The organism is Isoptericola sp. Y541 (assembly GCF_059445465.1).
The window spans coordinates 210,150-227,915 of sequence record NZ_JCAIUJ010000005.1; the positions used below are offsets into that span (position 1 = coordinate 210,150).

Sequence of the window (17,766 nt, forward strand, 5' to 3'; positions counted from 1 at the left end):
GTATCTTGCTAGGCGAGGCATATTCGAAGCGAAGGAGGTGCGGCCGTGCATCGCTCGTCGACGATCGAGGGCACGATCGAGGGCGCGGTCCAGCGCGTGCTCGCCGCGGGCGATCGCCCGGGCGGCACCCGGCTGTGGCGGGATCTGCGCGACACGAGCCAGGGGGGCAAGCGGCTGCGGCCGCGGATCCTGCTCGCCGCGTACGACACCGTCGCCGGGACGGCGCCGCCCGAGCCGCGGGAAGTCGCCGAGCGGGTCGGCGCCGCCCTGGAGCTCCTCCACACCGCGCTCCTCGTGCACGACGACGTGATCGACGACGCGGACATCCGGCGAGGGCGGCCCAACGTCGCCGGCGCGCACGCCGCCCGTGCTCGCGAGTCCGGGGCGAGCCCGCGCCAGGCGCACGGCTACGGCAACGCCGCAGGCATCCTGGCCGGCGACCTCGCCCTCGCCGGCGCCGTCCGTGCGATCGCGCTCTGCGGCGCCGCCCCGGCGACGACCGAACGCCTCCTCGACGTGCTCGACGAGTGCCTGCACCTCACCGCGGACGGCGAGCTCGCCGACGTCTGGCTCAGCCTGGGCACGTGCGCCGACCTCGAGGAGGCGCTCCTCACGGCCGAGCACAAGACCGCCGTGTACAGCTTCCAGCTGCCGCTCCAGGCCGCGATGATCCTGGCCGGGCGCGACGACCTCGAGCCCGGCGCCCAGCGCCTCGGCCGGGCGCTCGGCCTCGCCTACCAGCTGCGCGACGACCTCGACGGCGTGTTCGGCGACCCGGCAGCGACGGGCAAGAGCAACGCCGCCGACCTGCGGGAGGGCAAGTGCACGGCACTGGTCGTGCTCGCCCGCGGGACGTGGGCCTGGGACGACCTGCGCACCGTGCTGGGCGACCCCGACGCCGGGGAGCCGGAGCTCCGGCGCGCCCGCGACCTCCTCGTGGCGTGCGGAGCCCGCGCGGCCGTCGAGAGCCTCGTGACGAACCTCGAGCGCGACGCCACGGCCATCGCCTCCGAGCTCGGCCTGGCGGCGCTCGCCGGTCCGGTCACCGGGCTCCGCCACGGCGACTCCCGGGATGCTGCGTGAGCACCGTCCCGGCCCAGTCCCTGTCCGGGACCGCCGGCGCGACGTACGACGCCGTCGCCGTGCGCAGCGCCGCGGTGGTCATCGACGCCTACTCGTCGTCGTTCGGCTGGGCCTGCCGGCTGCTCGGCGACCCGGTGCGCGATCACGTCCGGAACGTCTACGCGCTCGTGCGCGTCGCGGACGAGATCGTCGACGACGTCGAGCCCGACCTCACGGCCGCCGAGCGCGACGACCTGCTGACCGAGCTCGAGAGCGAGGTCGCCCGGGCCCTGCCACGCGGCCGCAGCAGCAACCTCGTCGTGCACGCCTTCGCGCGGACGGCGGACCGGTTCGGCATCGGCGACGACCTGGTGTCGCCGTTCTTCGCCTCGATGCGCGCCGACCTCACCGTCGCCGCGCACGACGAGGCCAGCTTCGCCGCCTACGTGCACGGGTCGGCCGCGGTGGTCGGGCTGATGTGCCTCCGGGTGTTCGTCGCGGGCGACGACGCGGTCTACGACCGCCTGGCCCCGGGCGCCGCCCGCCTCGGCGCGGCGTTCCAGAAGATCAACTTCCTGCGTGACCTGGCCGAGGACGTCGAGGCGCGCGGCCGCTCCTACTTCCCGGGGCTCGACGTCGACGCGTTCGACGACGCCGACCGCGACCGGCTGCTCGCCGATGTCGACGCCGACCTGCGCGCCGCCGACGCCGTGATCGGCGACCTGCCGCGCAGCTCGCGCGTGGCCGTCCGCGTGGCGCACGACCTGTTCGCCGAGCTCTCCCGGCGGCTGGCCGCCACCCCCGCCGCCACGATCCGCCGCGACCGGGTGCGGGTGCCGGACCTGGTCAAGGCGCGGCTCGTCGCCGGCGCGATCGCGAGGGACGTGCTCCGGTGAGGGTCGTCGTCGTCGGCGCCGGGATCGCGGGCCTCGCCACGGCGGGGCTCCTCGCGCGCGAGGGCCACGACGTGGAGGTGCTCGAGCGGCACGACTCCCCGGGCGGCCGGGCGGGCTCGTGGGAGCGGGACGGCTTCCGCTTCGACACCGGGCCGTCCTGGTACCTCATGCCCGAGGTCTTCGACCACTGGTTCCGGCTCATGGGCTCGACCGCGGACGACGAGCTCGACCTGGTCGGGCTCGACCCGGCCTACCGCGTCTTCTTCGAGGGCCACGTGTCCGCGCTCGACGTGTCTCCCGACCGCGGGGCCAACGTGGCCGCCTTCGAGCGGATCGAGCCCGGCGCCGGCGCGCGCCTCGACCGGTACCTCGACTCCGCGCACGACACCTACGACATGGCGCTGCGGCACTTCCTCTACACGACGTTCGCCTCCTGGCGCCCCTTCATGCACCCCGACGTCGCTACCCGGCTGCACCGGCTCGTGCCGCTGCTCGGCACGTCGCTCGGCTCGCGGGTCGCGGCGAGCTTCCAGGACGCGCGGCTGCGCCAGGTGCTCGGCTACCCTGCCGTCTTCCTCGGCTCGTCTCCCGACCGGGCGCCGAGCATGTACCACCTCATGAGCGCCCTCGATCTCGACGGCGGCGTGCGATACCCGCTGGGGGGATTCGCCCGCGTGGTCGACGCGGTCGCCTCGCTCGCGGTCGGCGCGGGGGCCGTCCTGCGCACCCGCGCCCGCGCGACCGCCGTCACGACCACTGCCGTCGAGGCCCGCCCGAGGGCGGGGCGGAACGGGGCCCCTGTCCCCGGCCCGCGCCGGCCTCGGGCGACGGTCACCGGCGTGCGCTGGGTGGACAGTGCCGGGGCGACGCATCACGCCCCGGCCGACGTCGTCGTCGCCGCCGCCGACCTGCACCACGTCGAGACCGAGCTCCTGCCGCCCGGCCTGCGCGACCGGTCGCCGTCCTGGTGGTCCCGGCGCGACCCGGGGCCGGGCGGGGTCCTGGTGATGCTGGGTGTGCGGGGCCGGGTTCCGCAGCTCGCGCACCACTCGCTGTTCTTCGCCGCGGACTGGGAGGAGAACTTCGGCGCGATCGCCGACGGCCGGGTGCCCGACCCGGCGTCGCTGTACGTGTGCGCCCCCTCCCGCACGGACCCGACGGTGGCCCCGGCCGGGCACGAGAACCTGTTCCTGCTCGTGCCCGTCCCGGCCGACCCCGGCCTGGGCCGCGGCGGCGAGGACGGCGCGGGGGACTCGGCGGTGGAGGAGATCGCCGACGCTGCGATCGACCGGGTCGCCGCGTGGGCGGGCGTGCCCGACCTGCGCGAGCGGATCGTCGTGCGGCGCACCGTCGGCCCGGGCGACTTCGCGGCCGACCTCTCGTCCTGGTCGGGCGGCATGCTCGGCCCGGCGCACACGCTGCGGCAGAGCGCGATGTTCCGGGCCGGTAACCGGTCGCGCCGCGTCGCGGGCCTGCTGCACGCCGGGGGATCGACCATCCCCGGCGTCGGGCTGCCGATGTGCCTCATCAGCGCCGAGCTCGCGGTCAAGCGCGTCCGCGGCGACACGAGCGCGGACCCCCTGCCCGTGACCTCCCCGCCCCTCGCCCCCAGGACGTGATCCCTCTGCACTGGACGTCGTTCGTCTACCTCGGCCTCCTGCTCGGAGCCCTCGCCTGCATGGCGCTCGTCGACCGCCGGGGGCGTCTGGTGCTCTGGTCGGCGCGGCCCGTGCGCGGCGCCGCCGTGCTCGTCCTGGGGGCGGTCGCGTTCCTCGCCTGGGACCTGGTCGCGATCGCCGAGGGCTTCTACTCCCGCGGCGGCGCCGCCATGACCGGCGTCGAGCTGGCCCCGCACCTGCCGCTCGAGGAGCTCTTCTTCGTTCTGTTCCTCCTGTACGTCACCCTCCTGCTGCACGGGCTCCTGCGGCGCACGCTCCGCCGGCGCGCCCTTCGGGCCGCGCCCGGGGCACGGGCGAGGGCGTCGTGACCTACGCCGGGCTCGCGGCCGCCGTCCTGGCGGGCGCCCTCGTTGTCGCCGTCCTCGCGTCCGCGGTGCGCAGGCTCGGCGCGCGGTGGTGGGCGACGACGCTGCTCACCGCCCTGGTGCTCACCGCGCTGACGATCGTCTTCGACAGCCTCATGATCGCCGCCGACCTGTTCCACTACGGCGACGGCGCGCTGCTGGGCGCCCGGGTGTGGCTCACGCCCGTGGAGGACCTGGCGTGGCCCGTCGTGGCGGCGCTGCTGCTGCCGGCCCTGTGGGCGCTGGCGGGCGGGGACGAGGAGGACGCGTGACGGCGACGGGGGCGGGCGCCGGGACCACGACGCCGCCCAGCGGGGCGGCCGCCGCGCTGCGCCAGGTGGTGGGCTCGTCGCGCCCGGTGAGCTGGGTCAACACCGCGTATCCGTTCGCCGCGGCGTACGTGCTGGCGGGCGGGCTCGGGCGGGCCGGGGTCGCGGAGCTCGTCGTCGGCGCGCTCTACTTCCTCGTCCCGTACAACCTGCTGATGTACGGCCTCAACGACGTGTGGGACTACGAGTCGGACCTGCGCAACCCCCGCAAGGGCGGCATCGAGGGCGTCGTGCTGTCGCGCCGCTGGCACCGTCTCACCGTGTGGTCGGCCGTGCTGAGCAACGTCCCGTTCCTCGCGTACCTCGTGGTGGTGGGCGACGCGGCGTCGACCGGGGTGCTCGCCGTGAGCGTCTTCGCCGTCGTTGCATACTCGGCGCCCGGGCTGCGGTTCAAGGAGCGCCCGGTGCTCGACTCCGTGACGTCGAGCACCCACTTCGTCAGCCCCGCGGTCTTCGGGCTCGCACTGGCGGGCGGGGTGCCCACCGGCCCGGTACTGGCGGCTCTCGCGGGCTTCTTCCTGTGGGGCATGGCCTCCCAGGCGTTCGGCGCGGTGCAGGACGTCGAGGTGGACCGCGCCGCCGGGATCGGGTCGGTGGCCACGTGGCTCGGCGCCGCGCGCACCGTGCGCGCGGCCATGGGCCTCTACGCCGCGGCCGGGGTCGCCGTCCTCCTGGCCGGCTGGCCGGGGGCGCTCGCCGCCGTCCTCGTGGTGCCGTACGTCGTGAGCATCGCCCCCTACCGGAGCGTGCCCGACTCCCGGTGCGAGGAGGCGCACGCCGGCTGGCGGCGGTTCCTGTGGCTCAACCTCGTCACAGGCTTCCTGGTGACCCAGCTGCTCATCGCGGCCGCCATGGGGTGGCTCTGAGGCTCACACCCGTCCCCAGGCCTCGCGCGGGCTGCCGGCCGCGGTCGTCGGGGGGGGGGGGGGCTTGCGGAGCGACTGAACGAGTGTTTAGTCTGTTGAACATGCGTTCAGCCCAGCCTGCTCCCGAGGTCCCCGACGCGGCGTTCGTGCCGTCCGACGGCAGCGCTCGTGCCCGGATCCTCGACGCCGCGGTGCTGCGCTTCGCGCGCTCAGGCTTCGGGGCGTCGGTCCGTGCCATCGCGACGGACGCCGGGGTGAGTCCGGCCCTCGTCATCCACCACTTCGGCTCCAAGGACAAGCTCCGCGCGGCGTGCGACGAGCGCGTGCTCGCCTGGATCGTGGAGACCAAGCGGGAGAACATGGGCAAGGCCACCGGCGGCCAGCTGTTGGAGGTGCTCGCTCGGACGGACGAGATGGCGCCCCTGGTGGGCTACGTGCTGCGGTCGCTGCAGGGCGGCGGCGCCGTGGGCCGGGCGTTCGTCGAGCACATGGTCGACGACGCGGAGCAGTACACCTCCGAGGCCGTCGCCGACGGCATCGTGAAGCCCAGCCGGGACGAGCGGGCACGAGTGCGCTACCTCGTGTACTCCTCCCTCGGCGCCCTGATGCTGTCGGTCACGTTCGACCCGCCGTCCGACCCCGAGGACATCTCGGCCGCCGTGCGGCGCTTCATCGCAGATCTCTACCTGCCGATGCTCGAGCTCTTCACCGAGGGCTTCCTCACCACGCCCCGCATGCTCGACGACTACCTCCAGCTCATGCACCACGACGACACGTCCCACGAGGACCCGTCCCACGAAGAGGAACCATGACCACCACGCAGTCTGCGCCGGCGATCGAGATCCACGACCTGCGCAAGTCCTTCGGCTCCGTCCAGGCCCTCGACGGCCTGGACCTGACGGTCGAGGTCGGCCAGGTGGCCGGCTTCCTGGGGCCGAACGGCGCCGGGAAGTCCACCACCATCCGCGTGCTGCTGGGCCTGTTGCGCCCGACGTCCGGCAGCGCCCGCCTACTGGGCGGCGACCCGTGGCGCGACGCCGTCGCGCTGCACCGCCGCCTGGCCTACGTGCCGGGCGACGTGTCCCTGTGGCCGAACCTCACGGGCGGCGAGGCGATCGACTACCTCGCCCGCCTGCGCGGCACGCCGGACAGGAGGCGCAAGGCCGAGCTGCTGGAGCGGTTCGAGCTCGATCCCACCAAGAAGGCGCGTACGTACTCCAAGGGCAACCGGCAGAAGGTCGCGCTCGTCGCGGCCCTGGTCACCGAGGTCGACCTGCTCGTGCTCGACGAGCCGACGTCCGGCCTCGACCCGCTCATGGAGGCCGTGTTCACCGAGTACGTGCGCGAGGCCAAGGCCGCGGGCACGTCGGTGCTGCTCAGCAGCCACATCCTCAGCGAGGTGGAAAAGGTCTGCGACACGATCACGATCATCCGCAGCGGCCGCGCGGTGGAGTCCGGCACGCTCGACGAGCTGCGCCACCTCACCCGGTCCAGCGTCACCGCCGTCGTCGACCGCGACCCGGCCCCGATCGCGTCCCTGCCCGGCGTGCACGACCTCGCGACCACGACGGACGCTGCCGGGACCCGCGTGACCTTCGACGTCGACAACGCCACGATGGGCACGCTCCTGCCCGCGATCAGCGCCCTCGGCGTGCACGCGTTCACCGCCGCGCCGCCGTCGCTGGAGGAGCTGTTCATGCGGCACTACGGCGACGAGCTCGCCGCCGACGGCGTGCCCACAGGCGGCCGGGACGGCGGGGACGGCGCGGGCAAGCACGCCGCCGTCTCCGGCAGCACGGCAGGTGCGCGATGAGCGCCGTCGCCGCCGCGCCCCCGCGCGCGGCCCGGCCCGCCGCCGCGCGCGCCGGCGGCGGCACCACGCTCACGGGGACCTGGAGCCTGGTGCGGTTCATCCTGCGCCGCGACCGGGTGCGCCTGCTCGTGTGGGCGCTCGCCGTCCCGGCGCTCTACGTGGCCTCCATCGCCGAGTACACGACGATGGCGGACGACCCGGCCGGGATGCAGGCGCGCGCCGCGCTGGTCCAGACGCCGGCCATGGTGTCGATGACCGGGCCCGGCTACGGCACCGACGACTACACGGTCGGGGCGGCGGTCTCCAACGAGCTCGTGCTGTGGATGGTGCTCGCGCTCGCCGTCATGAGCATCCTCCAGGTGGTGCGGCACACCCGCGCGGAGGAGGAGTCCAGCCGGTCCGAGCTGGTGCGGGCGGCGGCCGTCGGGCGGCACGCGACGGTGGTCGCGGCGCTGGTCGTGGTGCTGCTCGTCAACCTGGTGGTCGCCGCCCTGTCCGCCGCGGTGCTGGTCGGCAACGGCCTGGAGGCCGTCGACTCGGTCGCGCTGTCGCTCGGCGTGGCGATGAGCGCCATGACGTTCGGCGCGATCGCGCTCGTCGCGGCCCAGGTCACGGAGCACTCGCGCGGGGCCAGCGGGATCTCGTTCGCCGCGCTCGGCGCCGCGTTCACGCTGCGCACCATCGGCGACATGCAGGAGGCGCACGGCAGCTGGGTCTCCTGGCTGTCGCCCATCGCGTGGGCGCAGCAGATGCGGGCCTTCGTGGACCTGCGCTGGTGGCCGGCCGCCCTCGGCGCCGTCGCCATCGTCGCGCTGCTGCTCGTCGCGTCGTCCCTCGCGTCCCGACGCGACTTCGGCGCCGGGCTCGTCGCCGACCGCCCCGGCCGCGCCGACGCCCTGGCGCGCCTGCGCAGCCCGTCCGCGCTCGTGTGGGCGCAGCAGCGCATGGCCTTGCTGTGGACGGCGCTCGGCCTCGCGTTCATGTGGTTCGCGACGGGCACGATCGTCAACCAGGTGTCGTCGATGACCGCGTTGCTCGCGGACAACCCGGTCTATGCGAGCGTCCTGGGCGACGGCGAGGTGACCAAGGCCTTCGTCGGCATCATCGTCCTGTACGCCGCGCTGGGCGCCGCCGCCTATGGCATCGTCGCGGCCCTGCGCGCCAAGACGGAGGAGGACGCGGGGCGCGCCGAGCTCGCCCTGGCGACGCCGGTCTCTCGGGGCCGCTGGCTCGGGGCCCAGGTCGCCGTCACGTCGGCCGGGACCCTCGTGGTGCTGGTCACCGGCATCCTCGCGCTGGCCGCCGGCGCCGCCGTCGCCGGCTCCGAGGACGTGACTTTCGGCCAGGCCACCGAGGCGGGTCTGCTGTACCTGCCGGCGCTCGCGGTGTTCGTCGGGCTGGCCGCGGCGCTGTTCGCGTGGGCGCCCAAGGCCACCTCCCTGGTGTGGCTGCTGCTCGAGTACACGATCCTGGTGGCGCTGTTCGCCGACCTGTTCGGGCTGCCCGACTGGGCCCGCCGGATCTCGCCGTTCTTCTGGGTGCCCGACCCGCTCTCCGGCGACGTCGACTGGGCGCACGTCGGCGGGCTGGCAGCCGTGGCGGCGGTGCTGTTCGTGCTCGCCTTCCTCGGCTTCCGGCGGCGGGACGTCGCGACGAGATGAACGACGACGTGACCGGCCCAGGCGCACGCACCTCCGGCTACCCGAAGGGCGTCGCCGTGAACGCCGTCGCCTTCTGCGCGATGAGGTCCGGCTCGTCCTGGAACACGGAGTGACCGGCATCCAGCTGGACGAGCCGGGCTCCGGCCTCGGCGGCGAACTGCGTGCTCGCCGGGACCCAGAAGTCGCCGATCTCCGTGCCGTCGGAGACGAACAGGAGCATCGGGACGTCCGGGATCGTGCCCGTCTGCACGGTGGCCGCGTTGTCGAGCAGCGCCAGCCCTTCGTCGTACTGGGAGTCGTTCAGGAAGTTGCGCTGGGTCAGCATCTCCTGCTGCGCACGCTCGTCGTCGGTCAGGCCGGTGGCGGGATCGTCGCCGCCCATGACCCGGGACACGCCGAAGAACGTGAGGCTGCGCCCGAGGTCCATCGTCCGCTTCTCGCCCTCGAAGTCGAGCGAGTCGTAGGAGTGCGGCACCGCCATGTCGAGGCCGACGATGGCGGCGACCTCGTCCGGGTACGTCTGGGCCCAGTACAGGGCCTCCAGCCCGCCCATCGAGTGCGGGGCCAGGACGTACGGGGGCGTCTCTCCCGCGAGCCGTAACGCTTCCCGGTCGTCCTCGAGCACCGAGGCGACGTCACGCTCGGTGTCGACGATGTCGGAGTACCCGTAGCCGAACCGCTCGACGACCGCCGTGCGGACGTCGTCGTCGAGCCGGTCCGTGAGGGGCTTGAACGAGTAGATCGGCGCGGCCGTGCCCGCCCCGGCGATGAGGACGACCGTCGGCTCGTCGTTCTTCGGACCTTCGACGCGCAGGGACATCTGGTGGCCGTCGACCGTCACCAGCTGCCCCGCGGGCGTCAGCTTCCGGGCCTCCTCGCCGAGCGCGACGTGGTGGTAGGCGGTGAAGCCGCCGACGGCGACGAGCGCGGTGGTGAGCAGTCCCGCGGATATCGTGCCGACAAGTCTCAGGGGTCTCATGGAGATCCAGTCACTGGGTGCGCGGAGCCGTCGGAGCCGGAGCCGCAGGCATGCCTCCAGCCTTCGCTCCGCACCCTCGCCGCGACACGGTGCGCGCCCCCGGGGACGGAGCGAGGAAACCCACGGCTGGTCAGTGGGAAAGCCACCGGGTACGCCTGGTCGTTTGTCCGGGCGGGGCGCGGCTGATGGAGGTCGTCGTGGCGCTGGCGCTGCTGAGCGCGTTCTGCAGAGCCGTGACCTGGGATGACGCCTCGCGTCCGGCCGGAGTTCACCCTTGCGGGCCGGGGTCAACGTCGCTACGGTGAGGCGCACATTCCGGCACAAAGAGCAATGGAGCTGCTGATGCACGCAATGCGGAGAATCCTCCCCCCCTTCTCGCGGTAGGGCTCGTCATGGGTATCGCGGCACCGGCCCAGGCCGCCACCAAGGATTCGGGCTACATGGGCTGCAACTCCACCCAGGTGGGACGTACGACGACGTACTCGTCCGGGTTGACCACCCACCACCCGCCAGGCGTCGGCTTCGGACAGTACGACAACAAGACGACGTGGAAGACAACGACGAAGAACGGGTCAGCACGCGGTTGTGGAGACGGCTTCTGGCTCGTCGAGACCACGCGTGACCTGAACCTGTCCAAGACCTACGCGACCCCCCGAAGCGCGGTCTAGCGGTGACCGCTCGCGCGAGGCTTGGCGGGCTGATTCTCGGCGGGTCGATCGTCGTCCTCGGTGCGTGTGGTGCCCCGGGGACGACGGCCGAAAGTTCCGCCTCCGCAGAATCGTCTGTAGATGCCGTGGTGGAGGAGTCATTCTCCTCCGCGGATCTTGAGGCGGCGGAGAAGAAATTGGCAGACATGGACGCGGCGCTGGAGGGCAGGTATGTGGATGTTGTCCGGTGCGTGCAGGAGAAGGGTTGGGAGGGCGTCGTGGCCCTTCCCAACGGGATCTCCTTCGATACGCTTCCGCGTGATCAGACGGGCGCCTTCCAAGCCGACCTCGCCGAGTGCGAGGAGACCGCGGGCCCCCCGCTGAACGAGGAGCCGCTGTCGCGGGCCGAGATCGCCGTCATCTACCACCGGTGGGTCGACGCGCAGACGTGCCTCGAGGACCTGGGGTACGAGATCTCCGACCCGCCGTCGTTGAACGTCTACATCGAGGACTACCTGCACAGCGAGAACGGTCCGTGGTCGCCGTTCGTGGACCTCCCCCGTTCCGCCGACCTGACGCAGGTGAAGCAGACGTGCCCGGAGTGACGCAGGGGACGGCGGCGTGAGCCGACTACGGCTCGGGCCCGCACCGCGCGCACGCGTGGTGTGGGTCGTCGTGGCAGCCCTCGTGGTCCTGGCCGCCGGGGCCGCCCTCGGCCTCGCGCTGCGGACGGTGTTCGCCCCGCCGCCGGTGCCGGCGTCCGCCGCGGACTACGCACTCGTGGACTCGGCGCACGGCACGGTGGAGCGGTCGATCCGCCTCGACGTGACGGCCCGGCGCTCCGGCGGCGTCGACCTGGTGAACGCGGCCGACGGCGTCCTCACCGAACGGCTCCTGCCGCAGGGCGAGAAGGTCTCCACGGGCGACGCGCTGTACTCGGTCGACCTCGTGCCGGTCGTCGTCGCGTCCGGCGACGTGCCGGTCTTCCGTGACCTGTCGCGCGGCGACGAAGGCGACGACGTCCGGCAGCTGCAGGAGATGCTGGTCACGGTCGGCCTGCGCACCACCCCCGCCGAGGGCGAGTTCGGCAGTGCGACCGAGCAGCAGGTCCGCGCGTGGCAGGAGCGGGCGGGGCTCCCGGTGACGGGAGCTGTTCCGGCCGGCCAGGTGGTCTTCGTGCCCGGCCTTCCCGGCGTCGCGGACTGGGCCGCCGACGTTCCGCTCGGGACGCGCCTGTCGTCGGGGGCCGTCGTCGGGCACGTGGTCCCCGACGAGGTGACGTTCGAGATGACCCTCCCCGAGGGACAGCAGCAGCTGGTCGAACCGGGCATGACGGTCGAGATCACGGTGGATGACGCTCGGCTTGCCGGCCGGCTCGGGGAGATCAGGCCGGGGGACGACGCGACCGTCGGCGCGATGTCGGCGATCGCGCGGATCGAACCGGCGGCGGGCGCCGCGTCGGTGTGCGACGGTCGCTGCGAGGACGTCGCCGCCGGCGGCGAGCAGCTGCTGCCTGCCCAGGTGGTGGTGACGCCGCCGACCGCGGGGACGACGGTGCCGGTCGCCGCCGTCGAGGTCGGCGCGAGCGGGGCGACGCAGGTCACGCTCGCGGACGGGACCGCTGTGCCGGTCGCCGTGTCCGCCGTCGACGGTGGACAGGCGGTCGTCGACGGACTCGAACCCGGAGTGCGCGTCCGTGTCCCGGTCGGTACGCAGGACGCGGGGACCACCACCGGGACGGTCGTCCCGTGACCGAGCTGCGGCTCGCGGTCGACGACCTCTCCTTCACCTACCCGGGCGCGCGCGAGCCGGTCGTCGACGGCTGGTCGGCGTCCTTCGCCGCCGGGAGCGTCACCGCGCTGACCGGCCCGTCGGGGTGCGGCAAGTCGACCCGGCTGTTCCTGTTGGCGCTGCTCGCTCGCCCGACCGGTGGCCGGGTCCTCCTCGACGGGTACGCGGTCGAGCGGCTGTCCGCGGCGAGGCGTGCCCGGATCCGCGCACACCGCTTCGGGTTCGTCTTCCAGGACGCGGTGCTCGATCCAACCCGGACGGTCCTGGACAACGTCGTGGAGTCCGCGCTGTACCGGCACGAGGACCCGGCGCGGCACGCCCGGCGCGCGGCCGAGCTGATGGACCGCGTGGGCGTGGACGTGCCGCTGCGCCGGCGCCCGGGCCAGGTCTCGGGCGGACAGGCCCAGCGCATCGCGCTGTGCCGGGCACTGCTGTCGCACCCGGACGTCGTGTTCGCCGACGAGCCCACCGGCAACCTCGACCGCGCGACGGCCGACGTCGTCCTGACCGAGCTCCGCGAGCACGCCCGGGCGGGCGGCTGCGTCATCGTCGTCACGCACGACCCCGCCGTCGCCGCGCAGGCCGACATCCACCTCGGGCTCGGGGCGGGCCTCCCGGCAGGCACGGCGTGAGGCCCGGGGTGGCGCTCGTCCGGGCGATGCTGGTCGAGGCCCTCGCCGCCGTCCGGGCGCAGCGCGTGGTCTCGCTGCTCACGGTCCTCGTGGTGCTCGGCGGGACGACGACGGTGCTCGTCACCGCCGGGCGCGCGGAGGGGGCGCAGACCGCGGTGCTCGCCCGGATGGAACAGGTCGGTACCAGGACCGTCACGGTCCACGCCACCGGGGACGGCGCCGAGTCGATGACGGCCGACGTGGTCGGGCGGCTCGAGCGGTACGACGTCGTGGCATCGGCCACGGGGTTCGGTCCCGCAACAGACGTCCGGGCGGCGGGCAACCCCGCGGGAGCGCTCGTCGCCGTGCGGGAGGTCCACGGCGAGCTCCCGGGCGCGCCGCCGATGTCGGCGGAGCAGGTCGCCGGCGCCCGTCAGGTGTGGGCGACCCCGCTCGCCGTCGACGTCCTCGGCCTGCCCGAGCGCGGCATGCTCCGGGCCCCGTCCACCGACGCGCGGTACCTCGTCTCCCGACAGGTGGTCCTCCCGGACGCCGTCCGCTCCTGGGATCCGGTCCTGCTCGCCCCGCCGGTGTCGGGCGCCGAGGACGGCTCCGCACCGATCAGCACCCTCGTCGTCGTCGCCGGCCGGGCCGCCGACGTCGTGGGGGTCCGTGACCTGGTGCGCGGCGAGCTGCGGCACATCCCACCGGAGGATCTCATGGTGGAGACGTCACAGGACCTCGCCACCGCCTACGCGCTGGTGGACGGCGAGCTGACGCAGCAGAGCCGTGCCGTCGTCCTCGGCGCCCTGGGAGCCGCGGTCGGCGCCGTCACCGTGGTGGTCTGGGGCGCGGCCCTGATCCGGCGCCGGGACTTCGGCCGCCGACGGGCGCTCGGCGCCACCCGGCGGATGATCGTCACGCTCGTCGTGGGGCAGGTCGCCCTGCTGTCGGTGGCCGGGGGCTGCGTCGGGGCAGTGGCCGGAGCTGCCTGGCTGTGGTGGGCAGGGCATCCGCTCCCCGACGCGTCGTACATGGTCGCCGTCGCCGTCGTCATGGCGGCGACGACCGCGACGATGAGCGCCCTACCCGCGTGGTGGGCCGCGTGTCGTGACCCCTTGACCGAGCTCCGCGTCCCGTAGGGCCCGGGTTCCTCCGGCGCGGCCGTGCCGGGTTCCCGTGGTCGGCTGTGACTACCACCGACCAGCAGGGGACGCCGGCGCCGTCGTCCGACGCACACCTCGCCCACGGGCCGCGGCCGCGGCACCTGACCATGATGGGCCTGGGCTCCGCCATCGGGGCCGGGCTCTTCCTCGGCTCCGGCCAGGCGATCGGCACCGCTGGGCCCGCCGTGCTCATCAGTGATGCGATCGCGGGCGCGACCGTCGTGCTCGTCATGCGCATGCTCGCGGAGATGGCCTCGGCCATGCCCGCCTCGGGCTCGTTCTCCGTGTACGCCGAGGCCGCGATGGGCCGCTGGGCCGGGTTCCTGCTCGGCTGATGCTGTCCGACCCGGCGGCCCGCGCCCAGCTCACCGCGACGGCCGGTCTGGTCGTGGTCATCCTCGCCGTCTACGCCCTGACGCGCGGCGTACGGCGCGCTCGCGACTGACGCCCGGCGAGGGGAGCGGGGTCAGTCCGGCTTCGCGGGCCGCACGGTCGGGACGTCGCCGACGATCGGGATCGGCCGGCGGTGGAACGGGAAGCCGTACCGGGTCAGGAGGCCGGCGAGCGTCGTGACGCGGTTACGGGGCCCGACGAGCGACATGATGTGCACGAAGAGCCACACCAACCAGGCGCGCCCCGCCGTGAGCCGCAGCGCCTTGGAGGTGCCCGGCAGGGTCAGCTCGGCGACGGCTGCACGACGCCCGACCACCGCCATCGTGCCCTTGTCGTGGTAGCGCACCTGCGTCGTCGGGCGACCCGCGAGCAGCGCAAGGATGTTCCGCGCGGCGTGCTGACCACCCTGGATCGCGGGCTGCGCGAGCTGGGGCAGCCACTCGGGCGGCTCCGCGATGTCGCCGACGGCGAAGACGCCCGGCCGTCCCTCGACCTGGAGGTCGGCGGCGACGGCGATGCGACCGCCGTCGCGGCGTGGCAGGTCCCAGTCGTCCACCTCCGGGTGGGGCGCGACGCCCGCCGACCAGACCGTCAGGTCGGAGCGGATGCGCGTGCCGTCGGTGAGGACGACCGCGTCGGGCTGCACCTCGGCCACGCCGGCGCCCAGGTGCAGCCGGACGCCGCGATGCTCCAGCTCCTTCGCCGCGTACTCGCGCAGGCTCGGGTGGAACGACTTGAGCACCTCGGTGCCGCGCTGCACGACCGTCACCTCGAAGGCGTCGCCGCGGATCTCCGGGTAGGCGGGGGCGAGCCCGGCGGTGCGCAGCTCGGCCAGTGCACCGGCGACCTCGACGCCGGTGGCGCCGCCGCCCACCACGACGACGCGCAGCCCGTCGTCCGACCCGGGGGTGAACGCCGACCGCTCGAGCCGGATGAACAGCTGGTCGCGGATCCGCAGGGCCTGGGAGCGGGAGTACATCCCGACCGCGTTCTCCTTGGCGCCCGGCGTCCCGAAGAAGTTCACGGTCACGCCGTTGGCGAGCACCAGGTAGTCGAACGGGACCGTCTCGTCGTTGGCGAGGCGGATCCGGCGCGCGTCGTGGTCGATGCCCACCAGGTGCTCGTGCAGCACCCGCACGTTCTTCTGCTTCAGGCGCAGTCCGCGCAGCCAGTAGGTGACGTCGCCCGGGCTGAGCCCGCCGGTCGCTACCTGGTAGAGCAGGGGCTGGAACGTGTTGTAGACGCGGCGGTCGATCAGCGTGACGCGGACGGGAGCGCCGGCGAGGGCCTTCACGGCGGCGAGCCCGCCGAACCCTCCACCGACGACGACGACGTGGGGTAGGTCGGTGCGTTCGCTCACGGGACCACCGTAGGCGAACGGCGGCGGTGTGCCCTGCTGTCGTCGACCGAGCCGGGCCTGAGACGATGGTCCCGTGCCCGAGCTCCTCGCCGTCTGCCGCGTGTTCGCCCTCCTGCCCGATGCGGGCACGGTCGGCGTCACCGCCATCGACAAGCGCCCCGTCGACGGCCGGGTGAAGGCCCGCCCGTACGGGCTGTACGCCGACGTGCAGGCCGACCGCGCCGACCACGGCGGCCTCGACCAGGCGGTCTACGCCTACTCCCAGGAGGACGCCGAGGCCTGGGGGGCGGACCTCGGGTACGAGGTGACGCCGGGACTGTTCGGCGAGAACCTGCGCACGCGCGGGCTCGAGGTGAGCCGCGCCGTCGTCGGCGAGCAGTGGCGCGTGGGCTCGTCCCTCCTCGAGGTGACGCAGCCCCGCACGCCGTGCCAGACGTTCGCCCGCCGCCTCGGCTCGCCGCCGCGCTGGGTGCGCCGGTTCACCCAGGCGAACCGGACCGGCGCCTACCTACGCGTGGTCGAGAACGGCGACCTGGGCTCCGGCGACGCCGTGGAGGTCGTGCACCGGCCCGCCCACGGAGTCACCCTCACGGACTGGTTCGGGGCGTTCAACCGGCTCGACGGCGCGCCCGAGCTCGCCGACGTCGCGAAGGCGCTGCTGGTCGCCCACGACGTCGGCGAGCTGCGGCTCAGCGACGAGATGCGGGAGCGGGCCGAGAAGGCGCTGGTGCGCTGACCCCGGCGGCGCCGGGCTCGTCCGGGTCGGCCTTCCCGGTGCCGACGCCGTACCGGCGCCCGGCGTAGCCCCAGACGGCGAGTGCGAGCGCCGGCCCCCAGAACCACGCGGGGAAGTACAGCGCCGCGGTGCCGCCCATCATGAGGAGCATCGGGACCGCCGCGCCGCAGAGCATGACGGCGACGATCCCGCCGGGGACGATCGCGGCCGCCGGCGGCACAGGCCACCCCGCCCGCCGCCCGAACCACCGGGGGAGCCGTTCGCCCCACGGCAGGATCAGGCCGAGCGTGAGGACGATGCCGAGCCAGGCTCCCGACGAGAGCGACAGGCCCTGGATCCGCACGGCGAGGGTGAGCTCCTCCCCGGGGCCCGCGAGCTGCGGCCATGGGGTCAGCCAGGTGAGCCGGGCGAGCGCGTACGGCAGCGGGCCGAGTGCCGCGACGATGGTGAAGAGTCGGCGGTGGCGCGTCACCCAGGCGGTGGCTCGCTGCAGCGAACCACGCCGCCAGGCGCCGACGAGGACGAGCCCGGCCCAGGCGGACGCCGTCGCGAGCGGGAGGAGCACTGCGACGGGACTCCACCGCTCGCGCGCGAACCCGGTCGTGATGCCGCCGAGCCAGGTGGCGAACGCGTCGCGCGCGACGACGACCCCCACTACGGCGGCCACCGCCGCGAGCAGCAGCGGGAGCCGCCACGCGGGATGCGTCCGGAAGATCTGCGTCCCCGCCCACACCGCAAGGACCGGCACGGCGAGGGCGACGAGGTAGCCGGCGACGCTGAGCGTCCCGGAGCCCTGGGCGAAAAACCCGAACGCGGCGACCTGGACGAGGGCGACCGGCGTGACCGCCCGCCAGGGCTGCCGCCCGGTGGCCAGCAGGACCGCGGCCGTCGCGGTGCCGAACAGAGCCACCGCGAGCAGCAGCCAGGTGAGCGGCAGGCCGGGCAGGAGGGAGTGTCCGAGGGTGTTGTCCGCCTCGCGGAACGGGTCGACGTCGGGCCGCGCGGCGAAGAACCCGAGCAGCGCGGCCATCGCGGCCGATGTGCCGAGCGAGGCGGCGCCGAGCGACCTGCCCGGTGGCCGAGAACCTCGATTCCCCGGGGCGGGCACGGGGGTCGGGACCTCGCGTGCGGGGCCGTCGTGGGGGATGAACCTGGTGGTCATCGTGGTGCCTCCTCGGTGGGTTGGCTCCACGTTCCCGCCGCGGCCGGCGCCCCGGCCTCCCCCCGGCGGGGGAACCGCATCCTCCGGGTGCGTGAACGGGGCGGTGCGGCTCAGGGGCAAGGGGCGGTCGCGTCGCGCGCCCACGGTCGCCGCGGGGACCGTTGACCGGCCCGACCGGCGCCCACTATGTTCACTCTCAGCACACTCGTTCGGAGAACGGACCAATGACGGTCCGTCGATCCGGTCGGACCATTCAAAGGAGAACACCGTG

General features: G+C 74.1%; 18 protein-coding genes and 1 pseudogene. 16 read left to right on the forward strand and 3 right to left on the reverse strand.

What is annotated here, in order from left to right:
- Nucleotides 1-45 precede the first annotated feature (45 nt).
- From AC1C2V_RS12995 to AC1C2V_RS13035, 9 genes are all read left to right on the forward strand, one after another.
- A complete protein-coding gene (locus tag AC1C2V_RS12995; RefSeq protein ID WP_495390039.1) occupies nt 46-1,083 on the forward strand; it encodes a polyprenyl synthetase family protein in 1,038 nt (345 codons plus the stop codon).
- The gene (locus AC1C2V_RS13000; RefSeq protein ID WP_495390040.1) at nt 1,080-1,958 is read left to right on the forward strand and encodes a phytoene/squalene synthase family protein; all 879 of its coding nucleotides are present in this window, start codon (nt 1,080-1,082) and stop codon (nt 1,956-1,958) included. The genes AC1C2V_RS12995 and AC1C2V_RS13000 overlap by 4 nt, the downstream gene beginning before the upstream one ends.
- The gene (gene crtI / locus AC1C2V_RS13005) at nt 1,955-3,577 is read left to right on the forward strand and encodes a phytoene desaturase family protein (protein WP_495390041.1); all 1,623 of its coding nucleotides are present in this window, start codon (nt 1,955-1,957) and stop codon (nt 3,575-3,577) included. Before AC1C2V_RS13000 ends, crtI begins: the two co-directional genes overlap by 4 nt.
- A complete protein-coding gene (locus AC1C2V_RS13010) occupies nt 3,574-3,945 on the forward strand; it encodes a lycopene cyclase domain-containing protein (protein ID WP_495390042.1) in 372 nt (123 codons plus the stop codon). Before crtI ends, AC1C2V_RS13010 begins: the two co-directional genes overlap by 4 nt.
- Complete coding sequence (locus tag AC1C2V_RS13015; RefSeq protein ID WP_495390043.1) at nt 3,942-4,253, forward strand: lycopene cyclase domain-containing protein; 312 nt, start codon at nt 3,942-3,944, stop codon at nt 4,251-4,253. The genes AC1C2V_RS13010 and AC1C2V_RS13015 overlap by 4 nt, the downstream gene beginning before the upstream one ends.
- Nucleotides 4,250-5,176: a prenyltransferase gene (locus AC1C2V_RS13020; RefSeq protein WP_495390044.1), complete on the forward strand. Its 927-nt coding sequence runs from the start codon at nt 4,250-4,252 to the stop codon at nt 5,174-5,176. The genes AC1C2V_RS13015 and AC1C2V_RS13020 overlap by 4 nt, the downstream gene beginning before the upstream one ends.
- Before the next feature lie 101 nt (nt 5,177-5,277).
- Nucleotides 5,278-5,988 (forward strand): TetR/AcrR family transcriptional regulator, encoded by a 711-nt coding sequence (locus AC1C2V_RS13025; protein WP_495390045.1) that lies wholly within the window; start codon nt 5,278-5,280, stop codon nt 5,986-5,988.
- On the forward strand, nt 5,985-6,989 hold the full coding sequence (locus AC1C2V_RS13030) for an ABC transporter ATP-binding protein (RefSeq protein WP_495390046.1): 1,005 nt from the start codon (nt 5,985-5,987) through the stop codon (nt 6,987-6,989). Before AC1C2V_RS13025 ends, AC1C2V_RS13030 begins: the two co-directional genes overlap by 4 nt.
- On the forward strand, nt 6,986-8,650 hold the full coding sequence (locus AC1C2V_RS13035; protein WP_495390047.1) for an ABC transporter permease: 1,665 nt from the start codon (nt 6,986-6,988) through the stop codon (nt 8,648-8,650). Before AC1C2V_RS13030 ends, AC1C2V_RS13035 begins: the two co-directional genes overlap by 4 nt.
- Before the next feature lie 37 nt (nt 8,651-8,687).
- On the opposite strand, the gene AC1C2V_RS13040 is transcribed toward AC1C2V_RS13035, so the two are convergent.
- Nucleotides 8,688-9,629: an alpha/beta fold hydrolase gene (locus AC1C2V_RS13040; RefSeq protein WP_495390048.1), complete on the reverse strand. Its 942-nt coding sequence runs from the start codon at nt 9,627-9,629 to the stop codon at nt 8,688-8,690.
- A 392-nt stretch (nt 9,630-10,021) separates the two neighbouring features.
- On the opposite strand from AC1C2V_RS13040, the gene AC1C2V_RS13045 reads away from it, so the two are divergent.
- The 6 genes and pseudogenes from AC1C2V_RS13045 to AC1C2V_RS13070 all read left to right on the forward strand — a co-directional run.
- The gene (locus tag AC1C2V_RS13045) at nt 10,022-10,297 is read left to right on the forward strand and encodes a hypothetical protein (RefSeq protein ID WP_495390049.1); all 276 of its coding nucleotides are present in this window, start codon (nt 10,022-10,024) and stop codon (nt 10,295-10,297) included.
- A gap of 2 nt (nt 10,298-10,299) precedes the next feature.
- A complete protein-coding gene (locus tag AC1C2V_RS13050) occupies nt 10,300-10,881 on the forward strand; it encodes a hypothetical protein (protein ID WP_495390050.1) in 582 nt (193 codons plus the stop codon).
- Between the two features lie 16 nt (nt 10,882-10,897).
- Nucleotides 10,898-12,028 (forward strand): peptidoglycan-binding protein, encoded by a 1,131-nt coding sequence (locus AC1C2V_RS13055; protein WP_495390051.1) that lies wholly within the window; start codon nt 10,898-10,900, stop codon nt 12,026-12,028.
- Nucleotides 12,025-12,699, forward strand: coding sequence for an ABC transporter ATP-binding protein (locus tag AC1C2V_RS13060; RefSeq protein WP_495390052.1), 675 nt, complete (start codon nt 12,025-12,027; stop codon nt 12,697-12,699). The genes AC1C2V_RS13055 and AC1C2V_RS13060 overlap by 4 nt, the downstream gene beginning before the upstream one ends.
- Nucleotides 12,696-13,820: an FtsX-like permease family protein gene (locus tag AC1C2V_RS13065; RefSeq protein ID WP_495390053.1), complete on the forward strand. Its 1,125-nt coding sequence runs from the start codon at nt 12,696-12,698 to the stop codon at nt 13,818-13,820. The genes AC1C2V_RS13060 and AC1C2V_RS13065 overlap by 4 nt, the downstream gene beginning before the upstream one ends.
- Nucleotides 13,821-13,951: 131 nt before the next feature.
- Nucleotides 13,952-14,176: pseudogene (locus AC1C2V_RS13070) on the forward strand (amino acid permease); the annotation flags it as partial.
- A 134-nt stretch (nt 14,177-14,310) separates the two neighbouring features.
- Here AC1C2V_RS13070 and AC1C2V_RS13075 read toward each other — a convergent pair.
- The gene (locus tag AC1C2V_RS13075; RefSeq protein ID WP_495390054.1) at nt 14,311-15,597 is read right to left on the reverse strand and encodes an NAD(P)/FAD-dependent oxidoreductase; all 1,287 of its coding nucleotides are present in this window, start codon (nt 15,595-15,597) and stop codon (nt 14,311-14,313) included.
- 73 nt (nt 15,598-15,670) lie between these two features.
- Here AC1C2V_RS13075 and AC1C2V_RS13080 point away from each other — a divergent pair, with 73 nt between their 5' ends.
- A complete protein-coding gene (locus AC1C2V_RS13080; RefSeq protein WP_495390055.1) occupies nt 15,671-16,333 on the forward strand; it encodes an MOSC domain-containing protein in 663 nt (220 codons plus the stop codon).
- Here the strand turns inward: AC1C2V_RS13080 and AC1C2V_RS13085 are convergent.
- On the reverse strand, nt 16,287-17,495 hold the full coding sequence (locus AC1C2V_RS13085; protein ID WP_495390056.1) for a hypothetical protein: 1,209 nt from the start codon (nt 17,493-17,495) through the stop codon (nt 16,287-16,289). The two genes, AC1C2V_RS13080 and AC1C2V_RS13085, sit on opposite strands and share 47 nt — an antisense overlap.
- Between the last annotated feature and the right edge of the window lie 271 nt (nt 17,496-17,766).